Here is a 25,292-nt window from a genome sequence, read left to right on the forward strand (position 1 = left end):
CGGCCTGGACGGCTCGGCCGGACGCGGTACCTGCTGTGCCGGTGGCCGCGTAACGACCGCCGGAGCGCGTGCGGACACTACAATAACGCCGTTCCGCGCGCCGGACCTGCCGCCGCCCGGCGGCCGGCGGGTGCGCCGTGCCCCGGATCACCGCGGCCGCGTCACCGGACCCGGCCGGTCGAACACGCCGTCTCGGCCGGTCCTCGACTGCGACCTCCGCTTTCGTAGACTCCTACGCCATGACCGCGCCTGCGCCCGACACCCGCGACCGTGAGCCCGCCGCCACCGGCGGCGACGGGTCCGCGGCCGACGACTCGTCCGATCCGGGGTCGTCCACCCCGACGACGACCACGGCCCCGGAGCAGCCGGAGAAGCCGGAGCCGGACACCGTGGCCGAGAAGCGGCGCGGCGGCCGGTGGCGGCGGGCCGACGCGCTGGTGGCGCTGATCTACCTCGCCGGGGCGTTCTGGGTCACCGCGCGCGGCTGGCGCGACTACGACGGCCGGCTGCTCGGCAGCCGCCCGAACGACCAGGGCTTCAACGAGTGGATGCTGGCGTACGCGGCGCACGCGGTCACCAACCTGGAGAACCCGTTCTTCACCACGCTGCAGAACGCCCCGGCCGGCGTGAACCTGATGACGAACGTCGGGATGCAGCTGCCCGGCCTGGTGCTCACCCCGGTCACGCTGCTCTTCGGCGCGTCCTTCTCCTACCTGCTGTTCATCACGCTGAACCTGGCCGGCACCGGGTACGCCTGGTACCACGTGTTGTCCCGGCACGTGGTCGCCTCCCGGGCGGCCGCGTTCGTCGGCGGACTGTTCTGCGCCTTCGCGCCCGCGCTGATCTCGCACAGCAACGGCCACCCGCACATCACCGCGCAGTGGCTGGTGCCGTTCATCGTCTGGCGGGTGATCGCGCTGTCCCGCGGCGAGCGGGTGATCCGCGACGGCCTGATCCTGGGCGGGCTGGTGGTGGCCCAGTTCTTCATCAGCCTGGAGATCCTCTTCCTGACCGCGCTCGGCTGCCTGATGCTGGTCCTGGCCTACCTCGTCTTCCGGCCCCGCGACGCGGTACGCCGGCTGCGCCCACTGCTGTCCGGTCTGGCGATCACCGCCGTACTCGTGTCGGCAGCGGCCGCGTACCCGCTGTGGATGCAGTTCGCCGGCCCGCAGCACCGGGTCGGCCACCCCGGCACCCCGGACATCTACGCCCTGAAGCTCGGCTCGTTCGTCCAGTTCGCCACCAAGTCGGTCGCCGGTGGCCCGACCAGCGCGATCGGCTGGGCGCCGAACACCACCGAACAGGCCAGCTTCTACGGCTGGTCCCTGGTGGTGCTCGCGGCCGGGGTGCTCTGGTGGCTGCGCCGGGAGACCACGGTCCGGGTGCTCGGGGCCGTCGGCCTGGTGTCGGCGCTGTTCTCCATCGGCACCACCTGGACCGTCGGCACCCGTCGCACCGACGTCCCCGCGCCGTTCGCGCTGGTGCAGGACCTGCCCGTGTTCGACTCCGTGGTGGTGTCCCGGTTCGCGCTGATCACCACTGTGGCGCTCGGTGTGCTGCTGGCGGTCGCCGGTGACCGGCTCGCCGCCCGCCGCACCGAACCGGCCGGCCGGCTGGCCGCCCGCGTCGGGGCCGTCGCGGTGGCCGCCGCGCTGCTGCCGATCCTGCCGATGCCGCTGGACGCGAAGGGCCGCACCCCGGTGCCGGACTTCGTCACCGCCGGCACCTGGCGTGACCATGTGGCGCCCGGCCGCACGCTGGTGCCCGTGCCGGTGAACGGCATGACGTCGCTGTACTGGAGCTCCGCAGCGGTGGCCGGCTTCGCCGTCCCCGAGGGCTACTTCCTCGCGCCGGTGTCCGCCACCGACAACACCGGCCGCTGGGGCGTCGAGCCGCAGCCCACCGCGAAGCTGCTCACCGCCGTCTCGCTCGGCGAGCGGGACACCACCGTCGGCCAGGCCGACGTCGACCAGGCGCGCGCCGACGTCCGCTACTGGAAGGCCGACGCGGTGGTGCTGCCCGACCGTGGCGCCCGGCGCCACGACGACCTGAAGACCGTGCTGGACGCGCTGTACGGCCCGGGGGAGCGGGTCGAGGATGTCTGGGTGTGGGACGTCCGGCCGTTCACCCGCTGACCGGTCACGGCGACTTCGTCCAGATCAGGAGCAGGTAGCCGCCGAAGTAGGCGGAGAACGCGACGAGCGTGACCAGCACCGTGCCGGCCCGGGCCCATCCGGCCCGGGCCAGCCCCACGGCGGCCGGCAGCAGCAGCGGGAACGCCGGCAGCAGGAACCGCGCCTTGGAGTGGTAGTAACCGGCGGCGCCGAGCGTGGTGACGAGCATCAGGCCGCTGTAGAGCAGCAGCTGCCACGGCTGCCGGTCGATCGCGCTCAACGCGAAGAACATGATCGACAGCAGCGCCACCACCGTGACCACCAGCAGCGGCAACGCGGCCACCTGCGCCAGCGCCTGCTGGCCCCGCTCGACCGTGTAGACGCCGAAGTCGAACGTGGTGCCCCACCCGGCGGACTGGATGTGGAACCAGCCGTCCGGCCGGCCGGTCCGGGTGCCCACCCAGGCGAGGTAGCCCAGCCAGCCGGCCGGGGCGAGCAGCAGCGCCGCCCAGGGCCGCCAGCCGTCGCGCCGCTTGACGACCGCCAGCAGCGCGGCCAGCCCCACCACCGGGATCAGCGACGAGGCGGTGGGCCGGGTCAGGCCGGCGAACAGGCACACCACCCCGGCGGTGACCCAGTGCCGGCGCAGCAGCGCGTACAGGGTCCAGGCGGCCAGCGCGGTGAACAGGCTCTCGCTGTAACCCATCGACTCGACCACGGCGTGCGGCACGACGCCCCAGAGCGCGGCGAGCAGGATGCCGGTACGCCTGTCGTGCAGGTGCCTGCCGATGGCGTACAGGCCCCAGGCGGCGGCCAGCGCGGCCAGCCACGCCACGACCAGCGCCGACTGGCGCGGGCTGAACGGGGACAGCCGCTCCAGGGCCGCGGTCAGGCCCGGGTAGAGCGGGAAGAACGCCATGTTGCTCTGGGTCTTCTCGTACCCGTCGTAGCCGTGCTGGACGATCCCGAGGTACCAGTTGCCGTCGGCCCGGGTGAGCTGCGCGACGGGCGACACGTCGACGCTGCGGGCCCACAGGTAGACGACGGCCACGCCGATCAGCCGGATCACCGCGTACAACGCCAGCGCGGGCGCCGCGTCCCGGGCGGCGTCGCGCAGCCGCCGGACGCGGCCGGGCCGGGCGCGGTCGGCTGTGGCCGGCCCGGTCTGCGGTGCTGGTGCGGGCCGGCTGGGTTCCTCGGTGGTCACCACGTCCATTGTGCGGTCCCGTTCGCGCTGAGCTGCGATTGTCCGGAGGGCCCGCGTGGCGCGGCCGGCGACCCGGCGAACGACCCGGAGCGGGCGCCGGTCGTTGAACAGGATGGAGGGTAGCAACAGTCACACCAGGTCGTGGGGCACCGGCGGCGGCGGGCGTTCGGGCCCGATCCGCTGTCGTAGACTCGCTCGGGTCCGCGGGCGCGGTGCTGGCGACGACGAAACGGGCAGGAATGGGATCTGACGGCACGACCGCAGCGGCGGGCACCCGGGGACGGGTCGTGATGCTGGTGGACAACGGGGTCATCGGGGACTCCCGGGTGCAGAAGGCGGCCCGCTCCGCCGCCGACGCCGGCTGGGACGTCGTGCTGCTCGGACGGGCGCCGGTCGGCCGCCCGCAGAGCTGGCGCCTCGGCGCCGCCGAGGTACGCCTCGTCCCGATGCCCGAGCCGCTGGCCCGCCGCCGGCACGAGTTCCGCCGGGCCTGGCTGCGGCACCCGCTCGCCTACCCGCCCAGCGGCATCGCGGCGCACCGTACCCAGGCGGTGAAGGCCTGGCGCGCGGACCTGGCGGTACGCCGCGCGGCGCTGACCGTCGCGGCCCGCGAGTCCGGCGCGGGCCGGCCGGGCGGGCTGCCCTGGGCCGCGCTGCGCGCCGAGGAGAAGCTGTCCGGCCTGACCCGCAAGTGGGTCGGCTTCCGCAACCGTCAGCTCACCCGGGCCCGCAAGGGCCGCAAGCTGGACGGCCCCTGGGACCGCGCGTACACGCTGTTCTGGCGCAGGCTGCGCGGCGACGGCGCGTGGCGGCGCCTGGAACCGGGCCTGTGGGACTACGAGCTGGCCTACGGCCCGGTGGTCGACGAGCTGGCGCCGGACCTGATCCACGCCAACGACTTCCGGATGCTCGGCGTCGGCGCCCGCGCGAAGGTCCGGGCCGCCGCGAAGGGGCGGCGGATCGCGCTGGTCTGGGACGCCCACGAGTACCTGCCCGGCGTGCAGCCGTGGCGCGACAACGCCCGCTGGCTGCCCGGCAACGTGGCGCACGAGCGGGAGTACGTGCCGTACGCCGACGCCGCCATGACCGTCTCCGGCGGCCTGGCCGACCTGCTGCGCGCCGAGCACGGGCTGGCCGAACGGCCCGCGGTCGTGCTCAACGCCCCGGCGGTGGACGAGTTGCCCGCGGATCCGGCCGAGCCTGCGCCGGACATCCGCGCCCGCTGCGGGCTCGGGCCGGACGAGCCGCTGCTGGTCTACAGCGGGGTGGCCGCCGCCAAGCGCGGTCTCGCTGTGATGGTCGAGGCGCTGCCCCGGCTGCCCGGCGCGCACGTCGCGTTCGTGGTCAACAAGCCCGACTCGGCGTACGTCCGGGGCCTGGTCACCCGGGCCGGCGAGCTGGGCGTGGCGGACCGGCTGCACGTGCTGCCGTACGTGCCGCACCACCAGGTGGTCCGGTACCTCAGCGGCGCGCAGGTCGGCGTCATCCCGATCCAGCACTGGCCGAACCACGAGATCGCGCTGATCACCAAGTTCTTCGAGTATTCACACGCCCGCCTGCCGCTTGTCGTCTCCGACGTGCGCACCATGGCCGAGACCGTCCGGGAGACCGGTCAGGGCGAGGTGTTCCGCGCCGAGGACGTGGCCGACTTCGTCCGCGCGGTCACCGCGGTGCTGGCCGACCCGCAGCGTTACCGCGCCGCGTACGACCGGCCGGGCCTGCTGGCCGGCTGGACCTGGGAGGCGCAGGCGCGGGTGCTCGACGAGGTCTACTCCCGGCTGCTGCCGGACGCGCCGCCCCGGCCGGTGCCGCCGGCGCACACCCCGGTGGAGCCGGCACAGGTGGAGGTGGGCGCGTGAGCGGGCCGGACGTGACAGTGGTGGTCGCTGTCTACAACACCATGCCGTACCTGACCGCCTGCCTCGACTCGCTCGTCGGGCAGACCATCGGCCTGGACCGGCTGGAGGTCGTCGCCGTCGACGACGGCTCCACCGACGGCAGCGGCGCGGAACTGGACCGCTACGCGCAGCGGTACCCGGACACGGTCCGGGTGCTGCACCAGGCCAACTCCGGCGGCCCGGCGGCGCCGAGCAACCTGGCGCTCGACCACGCCCGCGGCCGGTACGTCTTCTTCGTCGGCTCGGACGACCACCTCGGTCCGGAGGCGCTGGAGCGCCTCGTCGGCGCCGCCGACCGGTGGGACTCCGACGTGGTGCTGGGCCGGATGGTCGGCACCAACAAGCGCTACGTGCACCAGGCCGTCTACGCCACCACCCAGGAGCGGCTCGACCTGTTCGGCAGCGACCTGCCCTGGTCGTTGTCGAACACCAAGCTGTTCCGCCGGGACCTGATCGAGCGGTACGGCCTGCGGTTCCGCACGGACATGCCGATGGGCAGCGACCAGCCGTTCACGCTGGAGGCGTGCTTCCGGGCGAAGAAGGTGTCGGTCCTCGGCGACTACGAGTACTACTACGCGGTCAAGCGGGACAACGCCCAGAACATCACCTACGCCAGCCGCTTCGAGGAGCGGTTGCGCTGCGCCGAGGAGCTGGTCGGTTTCGTCGCCGGCCTGATCGAGCCCGGCCCGCGGCGGGACGCGGTGCTGGTACGCCACTTCACCTGGGAGGTGGCGAAGCTGCTCCGCGCGGAGTTCCTCGCCCTCGCCCCGGACGTGCAGCGGCACGTCCACGACCGGATCCGCAAGCTCGCCGAGGCGTACCTGACCGACGGGGTGACCGCCCGGATGGCGTCCGAGGAGCGGCTGCGGGTGGCGGTGGCGCGTGACGGCGACCTCGACGCGCTGCGCACGCTCATCGGCCAGCAGTCCGACCGGTCTCTGCCGGAGGTCGTCGTCGACGGCGACCGCTGGTACGCAGACCACGTCGGCTTCCGCGACCCGGCGTTCGGCTACCCGGACGACTGGTACGACGTCACCGCGCGGGCCGCCGCGATACTGGCCAAGCTGACCGCGACCGGGCTGGCCTGGGGACGCGACGCCGCCGGGGCGCGGGCCCTGGTGGTCACCGCGCGCAGCCGCTGGGCCGAGCTGGCCGAGCTGAGCGCGGAGGCGCTGCGGGTCAGCGTGGGCGATCTGACGGGTGTGACGTCGGTCGAGTCCGCCGGCCCCGGTACCGTCGTACGAACGGACTTCGCGGTGGACCGGCTGCTGGCGGTCGTCGCGGGGACGGCCGAGCGTCGTATCGTACGCGCCGAGGTCTCCGCCCTGGGCGGGACGGGCTCGGCGCCGTTGCGCACCGACCGCCCCGTCGCCGCACCCCGGCTGGTGGCCCGGCGCGGTGTCCGCTGGCACCTCGTCACACCCACCACGAACCACAAGGGCCAGGTGATCGTCGCGATCACGCCGGTGACCCCCGGTCGGTTCCTTGCCCGCCTGCGCCGAATCTGGCCCTCTGGAGGAAAGTAGTTCATGAACATCTGCGTCGTCGCGCTCGGCAAGATCGGTCTGCCGCTGGCCGTGCAGTTCGCGTCCAAGGGGCACCGGGTGATCGGCGCCGACGTCTCCGAGCGGGTCGTCCAGCTGGTCAACGACGGTGCCGTGCCCTTCCCGGGCGAGGCCGACCTGGACGTCAAGCTCAAGGAGACGGTGGCCGCCGGCCTGCTGTCGGCCACCACCGACACCGCCGCCGCGGTCGCCGAGTCGGAGGCGGTCGTCGTGGTGGTGCCGCTGTTCGTGGACGCCGAGGGCGTACCGGACTTCGGCTGGATGGACGACGCCACCCGGGCCATCGCCCGCGGGCTGAAGCCGGGCACGCTGGTCAGCTACGAGACCACCCTGCCGGTCGGCACCACCCGCAACCGGTGGGCGTCGATGCTCGCCGAGGGTTCCGGCCTGACCGCCGGCACCGACTTCCACCTGGTGTTCAGCCCCGAGCGGGTGCTCACCGGCCGGGTCTTCGCCGACCTGCGCCGCTACCCGAAGCTGGTCGGCGGCATCGACGAGGCGTCGGCCGCGCACGGCGTGCGGTTCTACGAGGCGGTGCTCGACTTCGACGAGCGGCCCGACCTGGACCGCCCCAACGGCGTGTGGGACCTCGGTTCCGCCGAGGCGTCCGAGCTGGCCAAGCTCGCCGAGACGACCTACCGGGACGTGAACATCGGCCTGGCGAACCAGTTCGCCCGCTTCGCCGACACCGTCGGCGTGGACGTCACCAAGGTCATCGAGGCGTGCAACACGCAGCCCTACAGCCACATCCACTCGCCGGGCATCGCGGTCGGCGGCCACTGCATCCCGATCTACCCGCGGATGTACCTGTGGAACGACCCGGCCGCCACTGTGGTCCGCTCGGCCCGTGAGGCCAACGCGGCCATGCCGGAGTACGCGGTCGACCTGCTCGCCGCCGCGTACGGCGACCTGACCGGGGTGGGTGTGCTGGTGCTGGGCGCCGCCTACCGGGGTGGCGTGAAGGAGACCGCGTTCTCCGGCGTCTTCCCGACGGTGGAGGCGCTGCGCCGCCGGGGCGCGGTGCCGTACGTCTCGGACCCGATGTACACGAACGAGGAGCTGGTCGCGCACGGCCTGCCCGGCTACGACGGCGAGCCGGTCGGTGCCGCGGTCATCCAGGCCGACCACGCGGAGTACCGCACCCTCGCCCCGGCCGACCTGCCGGGCGTGACGGTGCTCGTCGACGGCCGCCGCGTCACCGACCCGGCACGCTGGACCGGCGTGCGCCGGGTGGTCATCGGGGGCTGACCCACCGACTCCACGGGCCCCGGCCGTCTCGAACGGCCGGGGCCCGTCGCGTGCCGCCGCCCGGGATGGGGCCGTGCGGAGTTCACCTGCCGGACACCCCGGCAATACTTGTGTCATGTGATCCGTTTAGGGTCGCAGCCGTCGGAAATCGACCCGGACCGACATCGGCGGGGCAGACAGGGAGCGTTAGTTGTTGAGCAGAGTACGCAGCCAGCAGGGTCTCGCCGCGGTCGGCGCGACGCTCCTCGGCTACGCGGTCATGGTCCTCGCCGGAGTCCTCGGCCTGGTGGTCCCGTACGCGGTGGCCGCTGTGGTCGCCGTCGCCGGTGAGGTGGCCCTGGCCGGGCGGCACACCGGGACCGCCACACTGCTCGACAAGGCCGGTCTCGGCGAGACCTTCCGGCGGCTCGTGCGGGACCTGTCGGTGGCCCTGCTGGTGGTCGCCACGGTGCGCCCCGGGGTGGCCGGCACCGTCGCCGTCCTGCTGCTGCCCGCCGCGCTGTGGACGGTGGCCGTCGCCACCAACGCGGTGACCAAGGTGATCGACGGCCGGGTCGACCCCCCGGCGTACACCCGCAACATCGACCTCGGCGCGCTGCGGCGGGTTCCGGTGCCGCCGGCCTGGGCGCGGCAGCTGGCCGGGCTGCGCATGCCGCTGCTGAACGTGCTGCTGGTGCCGGCCGCAGTGGTGGCCGCCGCGCTCGACCGGGTCGCTCCGGTGGTGGTCACCGGCCTGGTCACGCTCGCCGCCGGCCTGGTCACCGCCGCGGTGCTGGCGCTCACCGCGCTGCGCGGCCGGGGCAAGGCCCCGGGTGTGCTGCCGGCCGTGCACGACTGGATGGCCCGGGAGCGGCCCGAGGTGGCGCTCTACTTCGCCGGCCCGGCCAAGGACGTCTACCAGGCCAACATGTGGCTCGCGCCGGTGGAGGCGACCGGCCGCCGGGCGGTCGTGCTGCTGCGCGCGGCGGAGGCGTTCGAGCAGCTGGCCGACACCCGGCTGCCGGTGATCTGCGTGCCGGCCGGCGTGGACTTCATGAACCTGGACCTCAGCTCGCTGCGCGTGGCGCTGTACGCGGCGAACGTCGGCGCCAACATCCACCTGCTGCGGGAGCCGGGCGTGAAGCACGTCTTCGTCGGCCACGGCGACAGCGACAAGCAGGCGAGCGTCAACCCGTACAGCAAGGTGTACGACGAGGTCTGGGTGGCCGGGCCGGCCGGGCGGGAACGGTACGCCCGGGCCGACGTCGGCGTGCTGGACCGCGACATCGTCGAGGTCGGCCGCCCGCAGCTGGCCGGGGTGCACACGTTCGGCTCCGGCGCCGCCGACCACCGTTTCACCGTTCTGTACGCGCCGACCTGGGAGGGCTGGCTCGACGACGACCCGTACCACACGTCGCTCGTGCTGATGGGGGAGCGGATCGTGTCCGGCCTGCTGGCCGCCGGGGACGTGCGGGTGATCTACAAGCCGCACCCGCTGACCGGGACGCGCTCGCCCAGGGCCCGCGCCGTGCACGAGCGGATCGTGTCCCGGATCAAGGCCGCCGGCGGCGAGACCGACCCGTCCTCACTGGACGGCGGCGCGCACCTGGTGGTCGCCGGTCGCACCCCGGGGCTGTTCGACTGCTTCAACGTCACCGACCTGCTGGTCAGCGACGTGTCCAGCGTGGTCTCCGACTTCGTGCAGAGCGAGCGCCCGTACGTGGTGGCGAATCCGGCCGGCCTGCCCGAGGACGAGTTCCGGCGGCAGTTCCCGACCGCTCGGGCGGCGTACCTGCTCTCGGCGGACTGCGGTGAGCTGACGAAGATCCTCGACGTGACCCGGGCCGGTGACGACCCGATGACCGGGGCGCGGCGGGAGCTGAAGGAGTACCTGCTCGGCCCGGCCGGGTCGAACCCGATGGACCGGTTCCGGGACGAGATCGGCCGGCTCTGCGGCTGAGGCGTACACGGGAAGGGGCGACGACCGGCGCGGTCGTCGCCCCTTCCCGTCCGGTCAGCCCTGGTGCGGCGGGTTGTCGACGTCGCGGGAGATGACCTCGCCCTTGGCGTCGACCCAGCCCTTCGGGCGGGCCGGGTTGCCGGCCACCAGCTGGTACGGCTTGACGTCGCGGGTCACCACCGAGCCGGCGGCGATCATCGCGTACTCGCCGACCTCGATGCCGCACACGAGCGTGGCGTTCGCGCCGATCGACGCGCCCCGGCGGACGAGCGTCGGGGTGATCGTCCAGTCCGGATTCTGGGCGCGCGGGCGGAAGTCGTTGGTGAACACCGCGCACGGGCCCACGAACACCTCGTCCTCGATGGTCACGCCCTGGTAGACCGAGACGTTGTTCTGGATCTTCACCAGGTCGCCCACTGTGACGCCCGCGTCGACGTAGACGTTGCGGCCGATCACGCAGCCGGCGCCGACCTGGGCGCTGGACCGGATGTGCGCCAGGTGCCAGACCTTGGTGCCGTCGCCGACCTGGGCGCCCTCCTCGACGTCGGCCGTCGGGTGGACGAAGACGGAGGCGGACCGGTCGTTGCTGTCAGTCATCTCAACTCGCATCACATGCCAGGGCGCGTCGCGCCGTCGGGCGGGCTCGACGCAGCATAACGAGCGCTCACGCGAGCAGTTCGGCCACCGCGTCGGCGGCGGGCCGGCCGTCCGCCCGCGCCTGCGCCCACTCGTCGTCGGAGAGAATCCCGGTCACGGCAGCAAGCCGGAGCGGCCTCGCGTCCGGGCGGCGCGTCTGCCACCATTCGCAGGGCAACACGTCGAACGGAGGGAGGCACGGGTGCGGATCCTCCTGGTCGAGGACGACCGCCGGGTCGCCGCGGCGTTGTCGTCCGCGCTGACCCGGCGCGGCTACCAGGTGGAACACGCCGCGACGGTGGCCGCCGCGCTCTCCGCCGCCCCGTGCGACCTGGTGCTGCTCGACCTGGGGCTGCCCGACGGCGACGGCACCGACCTGTGCCGTGAGCTGCGCCGGCGCAGCAGCCGGCTCGGCATCATCGCGGTGACCGCGCGCGGCGAGGAACGCGACCGGGTGCTGGGGCTGCGGCTGGGCGCCGACGACTACGTGGTGAAGCCGTTCTCGATGGGGGAGTTGCAGGCGCGGATCGAGGCGGTGCTGCGCCGGGCCGCGCACACCGCGCCGCAGCGCAACCTGATCGAGGCCGGCGCGGTCCGCATCGACGTGGGCGGCCGGACGGTGAACGTGGCCGGCCGCGACGTCGCGCTCACCCGCAAGGAGTTCGACATCCTGCTGTCCCTGGCCCGCCAGCCGGGGGTGGCGGTGCCGCGCGAACGGATCCTGCTCGACGTGTGGGGCACCACCTGGGCCGACCGGCACACCGTTGAGGTGCACGTCGGTTCGCTGCGCGGCAAGCTGGGCGACCCGACGCTCGTGGAGACCGTGCGCGGGGTCGGCTACCGGCTCCGCGACGCGTGAGGAGGGGACCGTGCGCCGTCGGCTGGTGATCAGCTACCTGCTGCTGATGGTGCTGGTCCTGCTCGCCCTGGAGACCCCGCTTGCGGCCACGCTCGCGACCCGGGAGACCGACCGGGTACGCGCCGACCGTCTCGCCGACGCCACCCGCTTCGCCTCGCTGGCCGGGCCGGCGTTGCGGGGTGGCAGTCCGGGCCCGCTGGACGGGGAACTGGCCGCCTACGACGCGCTCTACGGCATCGGCGCGGCGGTGGTGGACCGGGACCGCCGTACCGTGGTGGCCTCGTCCGGCTGGGAGCCGGGCGCGGGCACCGGCGCGGCGCTCGACACCGCGCTGTCCGGGCAGCAGTTCAGCGGCCCGGAGTCGGTCTGGCCCTGGGGCGACGGGCCGGTGGTGACGGCGGTGCCGATCAACGACGGCGGCGAGGTGCTCGGCGCCGTGGTCACGACCAGCCCGGCGGACGGGGTTCGCCGCACCGTCACCGTGTGGTGGCTGCTGCTGGCGGGCATCGGCCTGCTGGCGGTGCTGGCCTGCGTCTCGACCGCGTTCGGGCTGGCCGGCTGGGTGCTGCGCCCGGTCACCGAACTGGACGCGGTGACCCACGAGATCGCCGAGGGCCGCCGCGCGGCGCGGGTGCGCGCCGGGCTGGGTCCGCCCGAGCTGCGCCGGCTGGCGACCAGCTTCAACGACATGGCCGACGCGGTCTCCGACGTGATGGACCGGCAGCGCGCCTTCGTCGCGCACGCCAGCCACCAGCTCCGCAACCCGCTCACCGCGCTGCGGCTGCGGGTGGAGGAACTGGGCCCCAGCCTCACCGACCCGGACGGGCGCGCCGAGCACCGGCTGGCGCTGGAGGAGACCGACCGGCTCGCCACGGTACTCGACGCGCTGCTCACCCTGGCCCGCGCCGAGCGGGAGGAGAACCAGCGGGTGACTGTGGACGCCACCGCCACCGCGGCGTCCCGGGTGGCGGCCTGGCTGCCGCTGGCCCGGCACCGCGGGGTCACGCTCCGCCTCGACGCCGGCGACGCGCCGGTGTACGCCCGGACCGTGCCGACCGCCATCGACCAGGCGCTCGACGCCCTGATCGACAACGCGGTGAAGTTCAGCGGCGCGCAGGGAGAGGTGACTGTGACCGTACGCGCCGACGACGGCGGGACGGTGCTGACCGTCGGCGACACCGGCCCGGGCATGACTGCGAGTCAGCTCGACCAGGCCACGGAGCGGTTCTGGCGGGCGCCGGACGCGCAGAACGTGGACGGCGTCGGCCTCGGCCTGACCATCGCGGCGGTGCTCGTGGACGCCTCCGACGGCCGGCTCACCATGCGCCAGGGCGAGCCCCGGGGTCTGGTCGCCGAGCTGTGGTTCCCGGCGCCCGCCGACGTCCCGGTCCGGTGCTGACCCGCGTCAGGGCTTCGCGGCGCGGTACCACTGCGCGGCGCCCGGATGCAGCGGCAGCGGGGTGGTGACGATCGCCGACCGGGGACTCATCCGTCCCGCCGCCGGGTGCGCGGCGGCCAGTTCCTCCCGGCGGTCCATCAGCAGCCGGGTCACCTCCCGCACCAGCGCGGCGGGCAGGTCGGCGCGGACGATCAGGTAGTTCGGGTTCGCCACAGTGCTCACCGGGTCGGCCCGGTACACCGACCGCGGCACGTCCCGGGTCACGTAGACCTGCCCGTACGCCCGGCGCAGCGGCTCGGTCCAGTCGCCCAGGTCCACGATCCGCAGCGAGGTCCGCTGGGCCAGCTCGGCGACGCCGCGTACGGGCAGCCCGCCGGAGAAGAAGAACGCGTCGATCCGCCCCTCCCGCAGGGCCGCCACCGAGTCGTCCAGTCCCAGGTGCTCCTGGCGTACCCGGTCGCCGCCGAGCTGGGCCACGGCCAGCAGGCGGGTGGCGGTGATCTCGGTGCCGGAGCCGTCGGCGCCCACCGACACCCGCCGGCCGCGCAGGTCGTCGAGCGTGCGGATCGGACCGCCCGCGCGGGTGACCAGGTGCAGCAGGTCGTCGTAGACCCGGGCCACGGCGAGCACCGACGGATGCTCGGGTTCGCGAGGCGGCAGCACGTCGGCCTGGGTGAACCCCAGTTCCGCCTCCCCGGCGCCGACCAGCCGGACGTTCTGCGCCGAGGCGGCGGTGACCACCACCTCGGCCCGTACGCCGGGCACCTCGCGGTTGAGCAGCGCGGCGAGCGACTGGCCGAAGGCGTGGTAGACGGCGGTCGGGCTGCCGGTGGCGATACGGATGCGGGTCGGCTCGGACGGCTCGTCCCGGCAGCCGGCCGTCCCGGCGACGAGCAGGAGCACCAGCACGAGCGGGGCGGCGGCGCGCACAGGCCAGTGTCGGCTCACGGGCTGCACTCTGCGCCGTGCACCCGTCGCCGCGCAAGCCCGCGCCCGCGCCGGTCAGCTCGCCGGGGCCAGCTCCGCGCTCTCGGTGATCCGCTCCCGGTACTCGCCGTTCGGCACCACGACGAGGAAACAGCCCGAGCCCGGCCGCAGCGCCGCCGGCACGTCCAGCAGCGCCGCTCCGCGTACCAGCACCGCCGCCAGGTCCCGGTCGGCGAGCCGGATGCCGAGGCAGTGCCGGCGGACGTGCCGGCCGCCGGCCAGCAGCGCCGCCCGCCAGGCCGCCGCCGCCAGCCGGGGCCGCCACAGCCGCCGTGGCGCCGAGGCGCCCGGGAACGGCCCGCCGAGCAGCTCCCGGCGGCCCTGCCGCCAGCCCGCGGCCAGCAGGTTCGCGTACGCCGCCCGGTGCTGCGGCGGCACGGACAGCCGGTGCAGCTCGTAGCGGCGGCGCAGGCCACCGGTGGTCAGCTCGTGCTGCACCGGCACGTCGAGGCGTCCCAGCAGCTGCCGCATCCGCTGTGCCGCGTCCTCGCGGTTGAACTCGGCGATCCCGCCCCGGTGCGGTCCGGAGTCGAGGCGGCGTACGTCGGCGGCCGGCGGCGGCGTGCAGCGCACCATGCAGGCGATCTCGAAGGCGTCGGTCAGGGTCAGCCAGTCCAGCGGCGGCGACGGGCGCGGGCGGTCGAGCAGCGTGGTGAGCATCGGCGCGGCTCCTCGGTCAGAGTCGGGGTACCTCTACCGTCGCTGCCGAGCGCCGGGCCGGGAACCGCTGCGCCCGAGCCTTGAGCAAAATTTGCGGGAAGCCCGCGTCTCAGAGCTCGGTGACCACCAGGTCGACCTGCCGGGGCCGCCCGGCCGCCCGGGGCGCCTCCTCGACCGTGTACTTCAGCTCCCGCAGCGCCCCCACCAGCGCGTCGGCGGTGCGCGGCCGGGCGTCGGCGAGCAGCAGATCCCGCACCAGCCGGCCCTTCGTCGCCTTGTTGAAGTGGCTCACCACCGACCGGGCCGGCGTGCCGTCCACGATCCGTTCGTGCAGCACCCGCACCGTCACCGTGCGTTCGGCGAGCGCGCCGCGCGGCGTCCAGGTGGCCGCGTACGCGCCAGAGCGCAGGTCCAGCACCGGGCCGCGTCCGGCGGCGGGCTCCAGCACCGGGCCGAGCGCCGCCCGCCAGTACGCCGACAGCGCCCCGAGCCCCGGCAGCCGCGCCCCGATCGGGCAGCGGTACGGCGGGATCCGGTCGGCGAGGCGTACCGCGCCCCACAGGCCGGAGCTGATCAGCACCTGGCGGCGGGCCGCCCGCTGCGCCTCGGGCGGCAGCGTGTCCAGGCCCAGCGCCTCGTAGAGCACACCGGTGTAGAGCCGCCCGGCGGGCGCGGTCGCCGCCTCCCGCAGCCGCGCGTTGCGCCGCAGTTCGCCGCGCTGCCCCTCGGTCAGGCCCAGCGCGGCCCGCGCCGCCGTCTCGTCCGGCCCGGCGCACAGGTCGACGAGCGCGGTCAGGACCGCCTCCCGGGCCGGGTTCAGCTCGATCAGGGACAGCCGGGACAGGTCCAGCCGGCGGCCGGTGCCGGCCTCGGCCTTCCCCTCGGACGGGGGCAGCAGGATGAGCACCGGCACAGCGTACGGGCCGGGGTCAGCGCCACGGCCGGACGGCACGCTCGGGGTGGTACACGCGACTGCCGCCCACCTCGGCCACCACCGCCGCGTCGGCCCGGTCGCCCAGCAGCCGCCGCAGCGTGCGCTCGGCCGGGGAGCCGACGGCCACCACGTACCCGGGCCGTTCCGCGCGCGCCACCCGCTGCCAGTACGCCGGATAACGGTTCTGCCCCGGCGTCAGCGCCCCGTCGAGCACACCGCAGGACACCGCCTCGCCGGTGTTGAAGATCAGCCGGTTGCAGGTCCAGTAGTCCCCGTACACCTCGTGCAGACCCGCCGCCCGCACCGCGTCGGCCAGGCGGCGGGCGGTTCGCTCCTCGTCCCGTACACCGGGCACGCCGGCCAGGAACGCCACGGTGCCGGCCAGGGTGGCGGCGGTCAGCCCGGCCAGCACCGCCGCCGCCGTGGCGCCGCCGAGCCGGGCCGCCCGCCCGGCGGTGCCCCGCAGCGCGTGCGCGGCGGCCAGCCAGAGCGGCCACAGCACGGCCGGCAGCGAGACCTGGAGCACCGACAGGTAGCGGGCGTTGCCGAGCGGGTCGGTCGCGGCGAGCGGGCTGCGCACGTACGCCAGAAGCGTCAACGCCGCGCCCGCGACCAGCGCGAGGATCGCCACGGCCCGCACCCGCGCGGCGTGGTCGGCGGCCCGGCGGTACGCGAGCAGCCCGAGCCCGGCGGCGGCCACCAGCAGCACCGGGTAGAGCACGCCGAACCACTGCGCCCAGCGGGCGCAGCCGTCCATCGGGCACATGCCGGAGGCCAGCGGCACCCCCTCCAGCAGCCCGCCGCGCAGCCGTTCGGCGAGCGACGGCGCGACCCCCTCCTTGGTGCTGATCTTGCGGAACACCGACAGCGAGTCCTGCCCTGGTGGCGCGACGAGGTTGTCCTTGACCACCGGGGCGATCCCGGCCAGGAAGCCCGCCACCAGCAGCACGCCCGGCCAGCCGATCAGATCCCGGGGCACCGCGACGGCGAGCACCACGGCGGCCACCAGCAGGTACGGCGCGATCAGCCAGTCCGACCAGAGCGCCAGCCCGGCGAGCAGCCCGAACGCGCCGGTGGCCAGCCAGTGGTGCCGGACCCGCCGGTCACCGAGTGCGACCGCGATGAGCAGCATCGCCAGCACCGCCGGCTTGACCTCCGGACGGCCGCCGACCACGGTGAGCTGGTCGCGGACCACCCGCTCCGAGCCGAGCGCCAGCAGCCCCACCACGACCACTGCCAGCCAGGGGGAGAACAGGCGGCGGGTCAGCCGGTACGCCAGCCACAGGAAGGCGGCGAACAGCGCGAGCAGCGGCAGCCGCAGCAGCGGCCAGCTCGGCCCGGCCCAGCCGACGAGCGGCGCGGCCAGGTACGACTCCAGCACGCCCATGTAGCGCTGGCCGTAGAGGAAGACCGGCCGCTCACCGCGCTCGGCGATGTGCAGCGCGGCCAGGCCGAACGTGGCCTCGTCGCTGTTCGACGCGGGCACCGTGAGCAGCGTCAGCACCAGCCGGTAGCCGACCCCCGCGACGCCGAGCAGCAGCGCCACCAGCGCCGGAACGTCCGGACGCGGTCGTACCCGGTCCCGCTTCGTCGTCGACACGACAAACGCCCCCGTCGTCGTCCCGACCGCAGTCTGTCACGGCGGCGTCCGGCGCCGGGGCGGATCGGCGTGGATCACTCGCGTGGCCCGGCCGCTCCGGTTGTGGCACTGTTGCCGTGTGCCGCCCACACCACCGGACCAGCTGGCCGTACCGCAACTACACCGCGCCGCGCGCTTCGAGGACGCCGTGCACGGCCTGGTCGAGCGCCGGTTGCGGCGCACCGGGTGGCAGCCCAACATCATCGCGTACGCGGGCTACGGCGCCCCGGGCTGGGCGCGCGTGCTCTGCCGGGTGCTGCTCGGGCGTCCGGACACGCGGCGTCGGGGCCGGCTGGACAAGGTGCGCGGCTGGCGCAGCTTCGCCACGCTGCCCGCCAAGCACGTCACCGTGACCATCGAGGCCGACGGCGTGCGCCAGGAGGTGACCGCCGACCGCAGCGGCTTCGTCGACACCGTGATCGAGGCAAACTTCACCCCCGGCTGGGGCTGCGTACGCCTCAGCGTCGCCGACGCCGAACCGGTGGAGGCGCTGGTACGCATCCTCGACCCGGCCGTCCGCTTCGGCATCCTCTCCGACATCGACGACACGGTCATGGTGACCGCGCTGCCCCGGCCGCTGCTCGCCGCGTGGAACACGTTCGTGCTGGACGAGCACGCCCGCACCGCCGTGCCCGGCATGGCGGTGCTGTACGAGCGGCTCGCCACCGCCCACCCGGGCGCACCGGTCTTCTACCTCTCCACCGGCGCCTGGAACGTCGCGCCGACGCTCACCCGGTTCCTGTCCCGGCACCTCTACCCGGCCGGGCCGCTGCTGCTCACCGACTGGGGGCCGACAGCCGACAGGTGGTTCCGCAGCGGCCGGGAACACAAGCGGGCCACGCTGGCCCGGCTGGCCCGGGAGTTCCCCGAGGTGCGGTGGCTGCTGATCGGCGACGACGGGCAGCACGACCCGGAGATCTACCGGGAGTTCGCCGCCGCGCACCCGGACCATGTGGCCGGAGTGGCGATCCGGCAGCTGTCCCCGACCCAGTCGGTGCTCGCAGGCAGCCTCCCCGCGCCGGCCGGGCGGTCCTCGTCGGGCCCGATCGGCCAGAAGTGGCTCAGTGCCCCCGACGGCGCCGGCCTCTGGAAGCTCCTCCGAGAAGCCGACCTGGTCTGACCGCCCCCGGCCCGGCCTCCCCGGACCTCTCCGCCCTCTCAGCGTCGATCATGAAGTTGACGGCCTTGTGGATCTCCATAGGTGCCGTCAACCTCATGATCAACCGGGCGGGCGGGTCAGCTCGGTGTCAGCCAGAGGACGCCGAGCGGGGGGACGCGCAGGGACGCCGACGCGGGCAGGCCGTGCCAGGGGACGTTCTCCGCGTGCACCTCGCCCAGGTTGCCCACGCCGGAACCGCCGTAGTGGTGGGCGTCGGTGTTCAGCGCCTCGGCCCACGTACCGGCCGCCGGCAGTCCGATCCGGTAGTCCTCCAGCGGGGCCGCGGAGAAGTTCGCCACGCACACCAGCGTCTGCCCGTCCGGCGCGATCCGGATGAACGACACCGTGTTGTTTGCGACGTCGTCCCCGGCGATCCAGCGGAAGCCGGCCGGGTCGGTGTCCTGCGCCCAGAGCGCCGGCGTGGCCCGGTAGACCCGGTTCAGGTCGGCCACCATCCGTTGCACGCCGGCGCGGGCCGGGTCGTGGGTCAGGTACCAGTCGAGGCCGCGTTCCTCGCTCCACTCCCTGTCGTCGGCCAGCTCGCAGCCCATGAAGAGCAACTGCTTGCCCGGGTGCGCCCACATGTACGCCAGCAGCGCCCGCACGGTCGCCAGCCGCTGCCAGGTGTCGCCGGGCATCTTGCCGGCCAGTGACCCCTTGCCGTGCACCACCTCGTCGTGGCTGATCGGCAGCACGTAGTTCTCGCTCCACGCGTACGCCAGCGAGAACGTGAGCTGATGGTGGTGGTGCTGCCGGTAGATCGGGTCCTTCGAGGTGTAGAGCAGGGTGTCGTGCATCCAGCCCATGTTCCACTTGAACCCGAACCCGAGGCCGCCGTCCGAGGTCGGCTTCGTGACGCCCGGCCAGGCGGTGGACTCCTCGGCGATCATCAGCACGCCCGGGTGGTGCCGGTAGACGGTGGCGTTGACCTCCTGGAGGAACGCGATCGCCTCCAGGTTCTCCCGCCCGCCGTGCACGTTCGGCGCCCACTGCCCGTCGGACCGCGAGTAGTCCAGGTAGAGCATCGAGGCGACCGCGTCCACGCGCAGCCCGTCGATGTGGAACTCGTCCAGCCAGTACAGCGCGTTGGCGACCAGGAAGTTGCGGACCTCGTTGCGGCCGAAGTCGAAGACGTACGTGCCCCAGTCGGGGTGCTCGCCGCGACGCGGGTCGGGGTGCTCGTACAGCGGGGTGCCGTCGAAGCGGGCGAGCGCCCACTCGTCCTTCGGGAAGTGCGCCGGCACCCAGTCCAGGAGCACGCCGACGCCCGCGGCGTGCAGCCGGTCCACCAGGTGGCGGAAGTCGTCCGGGTCGCCGAACCGGGCGGTCGGCGCGTAGTAGCCGGTGACCTGGTAGCCCCACGAACCGCCGAACGGGTGCTCCATCACCGGCAGGAACTCCACGTGGGTGAAGCCCATCTCGACCACGTACGCGGTGAGCTGCTCGGCCAGCTCCCGGTAGCCGAGGCCGGGCCGCCACGAGCCCAGGTGCACCTCGTACACGCTCATCGGCTCCTGGTGCGGCGCCTGCCGCGACCGGCGCGCGATCCAGTCCGCGTCGCCCCACTCGTACCGTGACTCGTGCACCACCGACGCGGTGGCCGGCGGCACCTCGGTGCGCGCGGCCATCGGGTCGGCCTTGTCCCGCCACCGGCCGTCGGCGCCCAGGACGCGGTACTTGTAGCGGGCGCCCACCGGCATGCCGGGCACGAAGATCTCCCACACGCCGCTGGAGCCGAGCGACCGCATCGGCCACCCGTCGTCCGGGCCCCAGCCGGTCACGTCGCCGACGAGCCGCACGGCGCGGGCGTTCGGCGCCCAGACGGTGAACGCGACGCCCTCGTCGAACACGCGGGCGCCGAGCGCCGACCAGAGCCGCTCGTGCCGGCCCTCACCGATCAGGTGCAGGTCGAGGTCGCCGAGCGTGGGCGGATAGCGGTACGGGTCGTCGTGCGCCGTGCCGTCCACCTCGACCCGGTAGTCGAGCACCTCGCCGGGGAGCACCGCCTCGAAGACGCCGGCGTCGTGCACCCGCTTCATCGGGTGCCGTTCGCCGTCGGCGAGCACCGTCACCTCGCCCGCGCCCCGGCGCAGCGTCCGGATCGTGGTGCTCCCGTCGGCCGGATGAGCGCCGAGCACGGCGTGCGGGTCGTGTACCTCGCCGGTGATCAGCTGGTCCATCGGGCGTCGTCCTTGTCGGCCGGTGCGGTCGGGGCGGTGCCGCCGGAGAGGTCGGCGGGTACGTTTTCCACTGTCAGGTCGGGCGCGGCCGGGTGCTCCGGTTCCGTGAGGGCCGGTGCGGCCGGCTGCGCCGGCTCGGGTGCGGCCGGGCGGCGCACGGTGAGCACGTGCGCCGGTTGCAGGTACGGGTCCAGCCGTACCGCGTTGCGCTGCCCCCAGTCGTACTCGGCGCCGGTCAGCTCGTCGCGCACGGTGAACCGCTCGTGCCAGTCCAGGCCGAGCGCCGGCATGTCGAGTGTGGTGTTGCCCCACTGCACCTCACGGGAGTCGAACGAGCAGACCACGATCACCGTGTTGCCGGTCTGGAGGTCGTGCTTCGACCAGCACAGCAGCGCCGGGTTGTCGATGTCGTGGAACCGCAGGTTGCGCAGCTGGTGCAGGGCGGGGTTGTCCCGGCGTACCCGGTTCAGCGTGGTGATGAACGGCGCCAGCGACCGGCCCTGCGCCAGCGCGCCGTCCCAGTCCCGGGGGCGCAGCTCGTACTTCTCGTTGTCCAGGTACTCCTCGGCGCCGGGGCGCGCCACGTGCTCGAACAGCTCGAACCCGGCGTACATGCCCCACGAGGGGGACAGCAGCGCCGCCAGCACCGCCCGGATCTTGAACATCGGCGGGCCGCCGTGCTGCAACGACGAGTGCAGGATGTCCGGCGTGTTGGGCCAGAAGTTGGGCCGCATCCAGTCGACCGAGGCGACCAGCTCCTCGCAGTACTCCCGCATCTCGGCCGCCGTCGTGCGCCAGGTGAAATAGGTGTACGACTGGGTGAAGCCGATCTTGCCGAGCCCGTGCATGATCGCCGGCCGGGTGAACGCCTCGGCGAGGAACAGCACGTCCGGGTCCACCTTCTTGACCTCGGCGATCAGCCAGTGCCAGAAGTCGAACGGCTTGGTGTGCGGGTTGTCGACCCGGAAGATCCGGATGCCCTCGCCGACCCAGTGCAGCACCACCCGCAGCACCTCGGCCCGGATGCCCTCCGGGTCGTTGTCGAAGTTCAGCGGATAGATGTCCTGGTACTTCTTCGGCGGGTTCTCCGCGTACGCGATGCTGCCGTCGGCCCGGGTGGTGAACCACTCCGGGTGCTCGGTCACCCACGGGTGGTCCGGCGCGCACTGCAACGCCAGGTCCATCGCCACCTCCAGCCCCTGCTCGGCGGCGGCAGCGACGAAGTCGCGGAAGTCCTCAGGCGTACCCAGGTCGGGGTGGATGGCGTCGTGGCCGCCCTCGGCCGCGCCGATCGCCCACGGCGAGCCCACGTCGTCCGGCCCGGCGGTGAGCGCGTTGTTGCGGCCCTTGCGGTTGACCCGGCCGATCGGGTGGATCGGCGGCAGGTAGAGCACGTCGAAACCCATCGCCGCGACACCGGGCAGCCGTTCCATCGCGGTGGCGAACGTGCCGGAACGGGCGGGCGCGTCGACAGTCGCCGGAATCGCGCCCTCGGAGCGGGGGAAGAACTCGTACCAGGCGGAGAAGAGCGCCCGGGGCCGGTCCACCCACAGCGTGCGCTCCTCGCCGGTGGTGACCAGCTCGCGGACCGGGTGCTCCCAGAGCAGGTCGGCCAGGTCCAGCGCCGCGCTCACCCGCCGCGGCAGGTCCAGCTCGTCGTCGGTCAGCGCCCGCACGGCTTCGCGTACGCGATCACGGTCGGCCCTCGGCACCAGGTCGAGCGCGGCGGTCAGCACGCGCGCGCCCTCGGCCAGGTCGTTCGCCAGCTCCGCCGCGCCCTGGCCGGCGGCGATCTTCTTGGTGACCGCGTTCTGCCAGGTGAGGTAGGGATCTCCGAACGCCTCCACGGCGAAGCGCCACAGGCCCACCGCGTCCGGGCGGATGGTGGCGTGCCAGCGGTCCTGGCCGGGCTCGCCCTGGCGCATCCGGGTGAACGGGCGGGCCGCGCCGTCCGGGCCGAGCCAGACCACGTTGCACCCGAGCGCGTCGTGGCCCTCGCGGTAGGCCCGCGCCGACACCGGCACGACCTCGCCCACCACCGCCTTGGCCGGGTAGCGACCGCAGGAGACGACCGGGGAGACGTCTTCGATCGGGAACCGTCCAGTCACCCGCTCAACCTACTGCGCGAGATCCTTTCGCGCTCGGTTGCGCGCTGCTTCCACGCCCACCCGGGGCCCGGCCGCGCCCCGGGTGGGTGGGCCCGCCGCGTCAGCGCCGGGCCCGCCACGCCTTGGCACGCCGCATGTAGCGCAACACCCCGGCCGGCCCGGTGGAGACCGGCCAGTCGTCGGTGCGGAAGTAGGCGTCCGAGCCGCCGTCCAGGAAGATCACCGAACCGCAGAGGAAGTCGGCGGCCGGCGACAGCATGAACGCCACCCACTCGCCGACGTCCGCCGGCCGGCCGCGCCCGCCGATCGGCACCGGCAGCCCCTCGACCGCCTCCTTCTCGCCCCGGGCGATCTGCTCCTCCAGCAGCGGGGTGGCGATGATGCCGGGGGCCAGGACGTTCACCCGGATGCCGGCGCCGGCCCACTCCGGCGAGATCGCGGCGCGGCGTGCCCACCGCGTCACCGCCAGCTTTGAGCTCGCGTACGCGAACGGCGCCGAGCGCTTGCCGAAGCGCCCCACCACGCGCAGCGCCCTGTCGGCGTCGCGGTCGAGCAGGGCCCGCACGGCGCGTTCCGGCACCATCGGGGTGAGCGTGACGGAGTTCGAGCCGAACACCACGACCTTGCTGTTGCCGGCGGCGGCCAGCGCCGGTCGCCACGCCTCGAGCAGCTCCACCACGCCGAAGAAGTTGACCTGCTGCACGAGCCGGTCCCGGCCGGGGATGCCACCGAGCCCGGCGGCGCAGACCGCTCCGTCGAGCCGCTCTCCGGCCCGCTCCAGCACCTCGGTCGCCGCCGCCGCGCGCCCGGTCGGCGTGGAGAGGTCGGCGACGACCTCCACGTCCCGCAGGTCCACGCCGACGACTGTGTGCCCGTCGCGCCGCAGCCGCTCGGCGGACGCCCGGCCCATGCCGGAGGCCGCGCCGGTCACCGCGTACGTACCCATGTCGGTTCCTCTCCGTTTCGCCGACGGCCGGTTCGGGTCGGCGCCGTGCGTCCTGCCGGATGCTGGCACGCCGGGCGACCCCGGGTGCGACGAAACCGTGCCTATCCCGCCGTCGGGCGGCCCGGGGCCGGGGCGGCGGGGAGCTTGCCCGCCGCGTGCCGCCCGACGATGTAGCCGTAGACCAGGCCTTGGCCGATGGTCGCCCCGGCGCCCGGGTAGGTGCGGCCGAAGGCGTTGGCGGCGGCGTTGCCGATCGCGTACAGCCCGGGGACCGGGGTCCCCGCGCCGGACAGCGCCCGACCGAGGCCGTCGGCCCGGATGCCACCGCAGGTCCCGAGGTCGGACAGGACGACCCGGACGGCGTACAGGATGCCGGCCAGGGGCCGCAGGTTCGGGTTCGGCGTCACCGTCGGGTCGCCGTAGTAGCGGTCGTACGCGCTGGCGCCACGCGCGAAGTCGTCGTCGACGCCCGCGGCGGCGAGCTGGTTGAACCGCGCCAGCGTGGCGCTCAACGCGTCGGCGTCCACGCCCATCGACCGGGCGAGGTCACCCGGGGTGCCCGCGCGGTGCGCGACGCCCGCCTCGTACCAGGACTTCGGCAGCGGAGCGCGGGGGAACTGCGTGCCGGCGAAGACGTAGCTGTTGCGGTACCGCTGGTCGAAGACCAGCCACATGGCCGGCAGGGCTTCGCCCTCGTGGGCGAGGCCGAGCACTCGCTGCCCGAACGTCATGTAGTCGCAGGACTCGTTGACGAACCGGCGGCCCGCGCCGTCCACCATGAGCGACCCGGGCAGGGAACGCTCGGCGAGGAGCACCGACGGCGCGGCGTCGCCGACCGGCGCGACGGCGGGGAACCACCACGCCTGCTCCATCAGGTCGGTGCCGGCGCCCGCCTCCTGGCCGGCGCGGATCCCGTCGCCGGTGTTGCTGCCTGCGCCGAGGCTCCAGTCGCCCAGGTCGCGGTGGTGGTGGGCGCGCCGCAGCGGCAGGTCGTGGTCGAAGCCGCCGGTGGCGAGCACGACACCCCGCTCGGCCCGTACCGCGAACGTCGTCTCCCCGTGGCGCAGCTCGGCCCCGACGACCCGGTCCTCCTCGACCAGGAGCCGCTCCAGTGCCGTCTCGGTCCAGACCGGGATGCCGGCGCGGCGGACGCCGGCGAAGAGGCCGGCGGCGATGGCCTGGCCGCCGGCGGCGTACTCGCGCCCGAGCGTGAGGCCGCCGAGGCCCTGGGCGAGGCGGGTCACGATGCGGGGCAGCGCGCGAACCGGGGTCTTCGCCATCAGGTTGAGCCACTTGTAGTCCGCGCCGGTGACCGGCATGGGCACGGGCGCGGAGAGGACGGCGGGACGCAGCCGCGCGCGGTCGGCGCCGAGGATCTTCAGGTCTAGCGGACGGCACTCGCAGCTCCGGCCCTCGGCGGTGCCGCCGGGCAGCTCCGGGTGGTAGTCGGAGTAGCCGCGGGCCCAGAGGAACCGCATCGGCGTGGTCCGAGTGAGCATCTCGATCGTGGCGGTGCCGTGCTCCAGGAAGCTGCGCCAGCGCTGTTCGGGCGCGGAGCCGTCCACGACGGCCTCCAGGTACGCCGCGCCGCGCTCGGGCGTGTCCCCGGAGCCCTCGGCGGCCAGCACGGGATTGGCGGGGATCCAGAAGGCGCCGCCGGAGCGTGCCGTGGAGCCGCCGACCCAGCGCGACTTCTCCACGACCACGACGGAGAGGCCGGCCTCGTGGGCGCTGAGCGCGGCGGCGAGGCCGGTGCCGGAGCCGATCACGACGAGGTCGACCGAGGTCGGGCGGGGCTGCCGGGGTACGGACAT

General features: G+C 74.2%; 18 protein-coding genes. 8 read left to right on the forward strand and 10 right to left on the reverse strand.

Annotated features, from left to right (window positions below):
* The first annotated feature begins 239 nt into the window (after window positions 1-239).
* Window positions 240-2,135, forward strand: a complete 1,896-nt coding sequence (locus Q3W68_RS14655) for a hypothetical protein (protein ID WP_302905947.1) — start codon at window positions 240-242, stop codon at window positions 2,133-2,135.
* 4 nt (window positions 2,136-2,139) lie between these two features.
* Here Q3W68_RS14655 and Q3W68_RS14660 read toward each other — a convergent pair whose 3' ends face one another.
* Entirely contained in the window at window positions 2,140-3,330 is a 1,191-nt protein-coding gene (locus tag Q3W68_RS14660) for a hypothetical protein (protein WP_302905948.1), read from the reverse strand.
* A gap of 281 nt (window positions 3,331-3,611) precedes the next feature.
* Here Q3W68_RS14660 and Q3W68_RS14665 point away from each other — a divergent pair, with 281 nt between their 5' ends.
* The 4 genes from Q3W68_RS14665 (at window position 3,612) to Q3W68_RS14680 (ending at window position 9,971) form a co-directional block, all read left to right on the forward strand.
* Complete coding sequence (locus Q3W68_RS14665) at window positions 3,612-5,180, forward strand: glycosyltransferase family 4 protein (protein WP_302906192.1); 1,569 nt, start codon at window positions 3,612-3,614, stop codon at window positions 5,178-5,180.
* A complete protein-coding gene (locus Q3W68_RS14670; protein ID WP_302905949.1) occupies window positions 5,177-6,745 on the forward strand; it encodes a glycosyltransferase in 1,569 nt (522 codons plus the stop codon). Before Q3W68_RS14665 ends, Q3W68_RS14670 begins: the two co-directional genes overlap by 4 nt.
* Window positions 6,746-6,748: 3 nt before the next feature.
* A complete protein-coding gene (locus Q3W68_RS14675) occupies window positions 6,749-8,032 on the forward strand; it encodes a nucleotide sugar dehydrogenase (protein ID WP_091423628.1) in 1,284 nt (427 codons plus the stop codon).
* A 190-nt stretch (window positions 8,033-8,222) separates the two neighbouring features.
* Window positions 8,223-9,971 (forward strand): CDP-glycerol glycerophosphotransferase family protein, encoded by a 1,749-nt coding sequence (locus tag Q3W68_RS14680; RefSeq protein WP_302905950.1) that lies wholly within the window; start codon window positions 8,223-8,225, stop codon window positions 9,969-9,971.
* A gap of 54 nt (window positions 9,972-10,025) precedes the next feature.
* Here the strand turns inward: Q3W68_RS14680 and Q3W68_RS14685 are convergent, their stop codons facing one another.
* A complete protein-coding gene (locus tag Q3W68_RS14685; protein WP_302905951.1) occupies window positions 10,026-10,568 on the reverse strand; it encodes an acyltransferase in 543 nt (180 codons plus the stop codon).
* Window positions 10,569-10,809: 241 nt separating this feature from the next.
* Here Q3W68_RS14685 and Q3W68_RS14690 point away from each other — a divergent pair, with 241 nt between their 5' ends.
* On the forward strand, window positions 10,810-11,466 hold the full coding sequence (locus tag Q3W68_RS14690; RefSeq protein WP_302905952.1) for a response regulator transcription factor: 657 nt from the start codon (window positions 10,810-10,812) through the stop codon (window positions 11,464-11,466).
* 10 nt (window positions 11,467-11,476) lie between these two features.
* Window positions 11,477-12,865: a HAMP domain-containing sensor histidine kinase gene (locus tag Q3W68_RS14695; RefSeq protein ID WP_302905953.1), complete on the forward strand. Its 1,389-nt coding sequence runs from the start codon at window positions 11,477-11,479 to the stop codon at window positions 12,863-12,865.
* Between the two features lie 6 nt (window positions 12,866-12,871).
* On the opposite strand, the gene Q3W68_RS14700 is transcribed toward Q3W68_RS14695, so the two are convergent.
* The 4 genes from Q3W68_RS14700 to Q3W68_RS14715 all read right to left on the reverse strand — a co-directional run bounded on the left by Q3W68_RS14700 (window position 12,872) and on the right by Q3W68_RS14715 (window position 17,046).
* Entirely contained in the window at window positions 12,872-13,813 is a 942-nt protein-coding gene (locus Q3W68_RS14700) for a TAXI family TRAP transporter solute-binding subunit (RefSeq protein WP_302905954.1), read from the reverse strand.
* Window positions 13,814-13,867: 54 nt separating this feature from the next.
* Window positions 13,868-14,512 carry a hypothetical protein gene (locus Q3W68_RS14705; protein WP_302905955.1) on the reverse strand — a complete coding sequence of 215 codons (645 nt, stop codon included), beginning with the start codon at window positions 14,510-14,512 and terminating at the stop codon, window positions 13,868-13,870.
* Between the two features lie 109 nt (window positions 14,513-14,621).
* A complete protein-coding gene (yaaA, locus tag Q3W68_RS14710; protein WP_302906193.1) occupies window positions 14,622-15,425 on the reverse strand; it encodes a peroxide stress protein YaaA in 804 nt (267 codons plus the stop codon).
* A 16-nt stretch (window positions 15,426-15,441) separates the two neighbouring features.
* Entirely contained in the window at window positions 15,442-17,046 is a 1,605-nt protein-coding gene (locus Q3W68_RS14715) for a hypothetical protein (RefSeq protein WP_302905956.1), read from the reverse strand.
* 118 nt (window positions 17,047-17,164) lie between these two features.
* Here Q3W68_RS14715 and Q3W68_RS14720 point away from each other — a divergent pair, with 118 nt between their 5' ends.
* Window positions 17,165-18,205: an App1 family protein gene (locus Q3W68_RS14720; RefSeq protein ID WP_302905957.1), complete on the forward strand. Its 1,041-nt coding sequence runs from the start codon at window positions 17,165-17,167 to the stop codon at window positions 18,203-18,205.
* 116 nt (window positions 18,206-18,321) lie between these two features.
* On the opposite strand, the gene glgB is transcribed toward Q3W68_RS14720, so the two are convergent.
* The 4 genes from glgB to Q3W68_RS14740 all read right to left on the reverse strand — a co-directional run bounded on the left by glgB (window position 18,322) and on the right by Q3W68_RS14740 (window position 25,292).
* Window positions 18,322-20,424 carry a 1,4-alpha-glucan branching protein GlgB gene (glgB, locus tag Q3W68_RS14725; RefSeq protein WP_302905958.1) on the reverse strand — a complete coding sequence of 701 codons (2,103 nt, stop codon included), beginning with the start codon at window positions 20,422-20,424 and terminating at the stop codon, window positions 18,322-18,324.
* A complete protein-coding gene (locus tag Q3W68_RS14730) occupies window positions 20,412-22,532 on the reverse strand; it encodes an alpha-1,4-glucan--maltose-1-phosphate maltosyltransferase (RefSeq protein WP_302905959.1) in 2,121 nt (706 codons plus the stop codon). The genes glgB and Q3W68_RS14730 overlap by 13 nt, the downstream gene beginning before the upstream one ends.
* 100 nt (window positions 22,533-22,632) lie before the next feature.
* Window positions 22,633-23,478 (reverse strand): SDR family oxidoreductase, encoded by an 846-nt coding sequence (locus tag Q3W68_RS14735; protein ID WP_302905960.1) that lies wholly within the window; start codon window positions 23,476-23,478, stop codon window positions 22,633-22,635.
* 101 nt (window positions 23,479-23,579) lie between these two features.
* Window positions 23,580-25,292 (reverse strand): 3-ketosteroid-delta-1-dehydrogenase, encoded by a 1,713-nt coding sequence (locus Q3W68_RS14740; RefSeq protein ID WP_302905961.1) that lies wholly within the window; start codon window positions 25,290-25,292, stop codon window positions 23,580-23,582.

It is taken from the genome of Micromonospora sp. C28ISP2-4 (genome assembly GCF_030519385.1).
Classification (GTDB): domain Bacteria; phylum Actinomycetota; class Actinomycetes; order Mycobacteriales; family Micromonosporaceae; genus Micromonospora; species Micromonospora tulbaghiae.

Coding starts and splice junctions, on each gene's coding strand:
- Q3W68_RS14655 (WP_302905947.1), top strand. CDS start 240: ATGACCGCGCCTGCGCCCGACACCCGCGACCGTGAGCCCGCCGCCACC.
- Q3W68_RS14660 (WP_302905948.1), bottom strand. CDS start 3,330: ATGGACGTGGTGACCACCGAGGAACCCAGCCGGCCCGCACCAGCACCG.
- Q3W68_RS14665 (WP_302906192.1), top strand. CDS start 3,612: ATGCTGGTGGACAACGGGGTCATCGGGGACTCCCGGGTGCAGAAGGCG.
- Q3W68_RS14675 (WP_091423628.1), top strand. CDS start 6,749: ATGAACATCTGCGTCGTCGCGCTCGGCAAGATCGGTCTGCCGCTGGCC.
- Q3W68_RS14685 (WP_302905951.1), bottom strand. CDS start 10,568: ATGACTGACAGCAACGACCGGTCCGCCTCCGTCTTCGTCCACCCGACG.
- Q3W68_RS14705 (WP_302905955.1), bottom strand. CDS start 14,512: ATGCTCACCACGCTGCTCGACCGCCCGCGCCCGTCGCCGCCGCTGGAC.
- glgB (WP_302905958.1), bottom strand. CDS start 20,424: ATGGACCAGCTGATCACCGGCGAGGTACACGACCCGCACGCCGTGCTC.
- Q3W68_RS14735 (WP_302905960.1), bottom strand. CDS start 23,478: ATGGGTACGTACGCGGTGACCGGCGCGGCCTCCGGCATGGGCCGGGCG.
- Q3W68_RS14740 (WP_302905961.1), bottom strand. CDS start 25,292: ATGTCCGTACCCCGGCAGCCCCGCCCGACCTCGGTCGACCTCGTCGTG.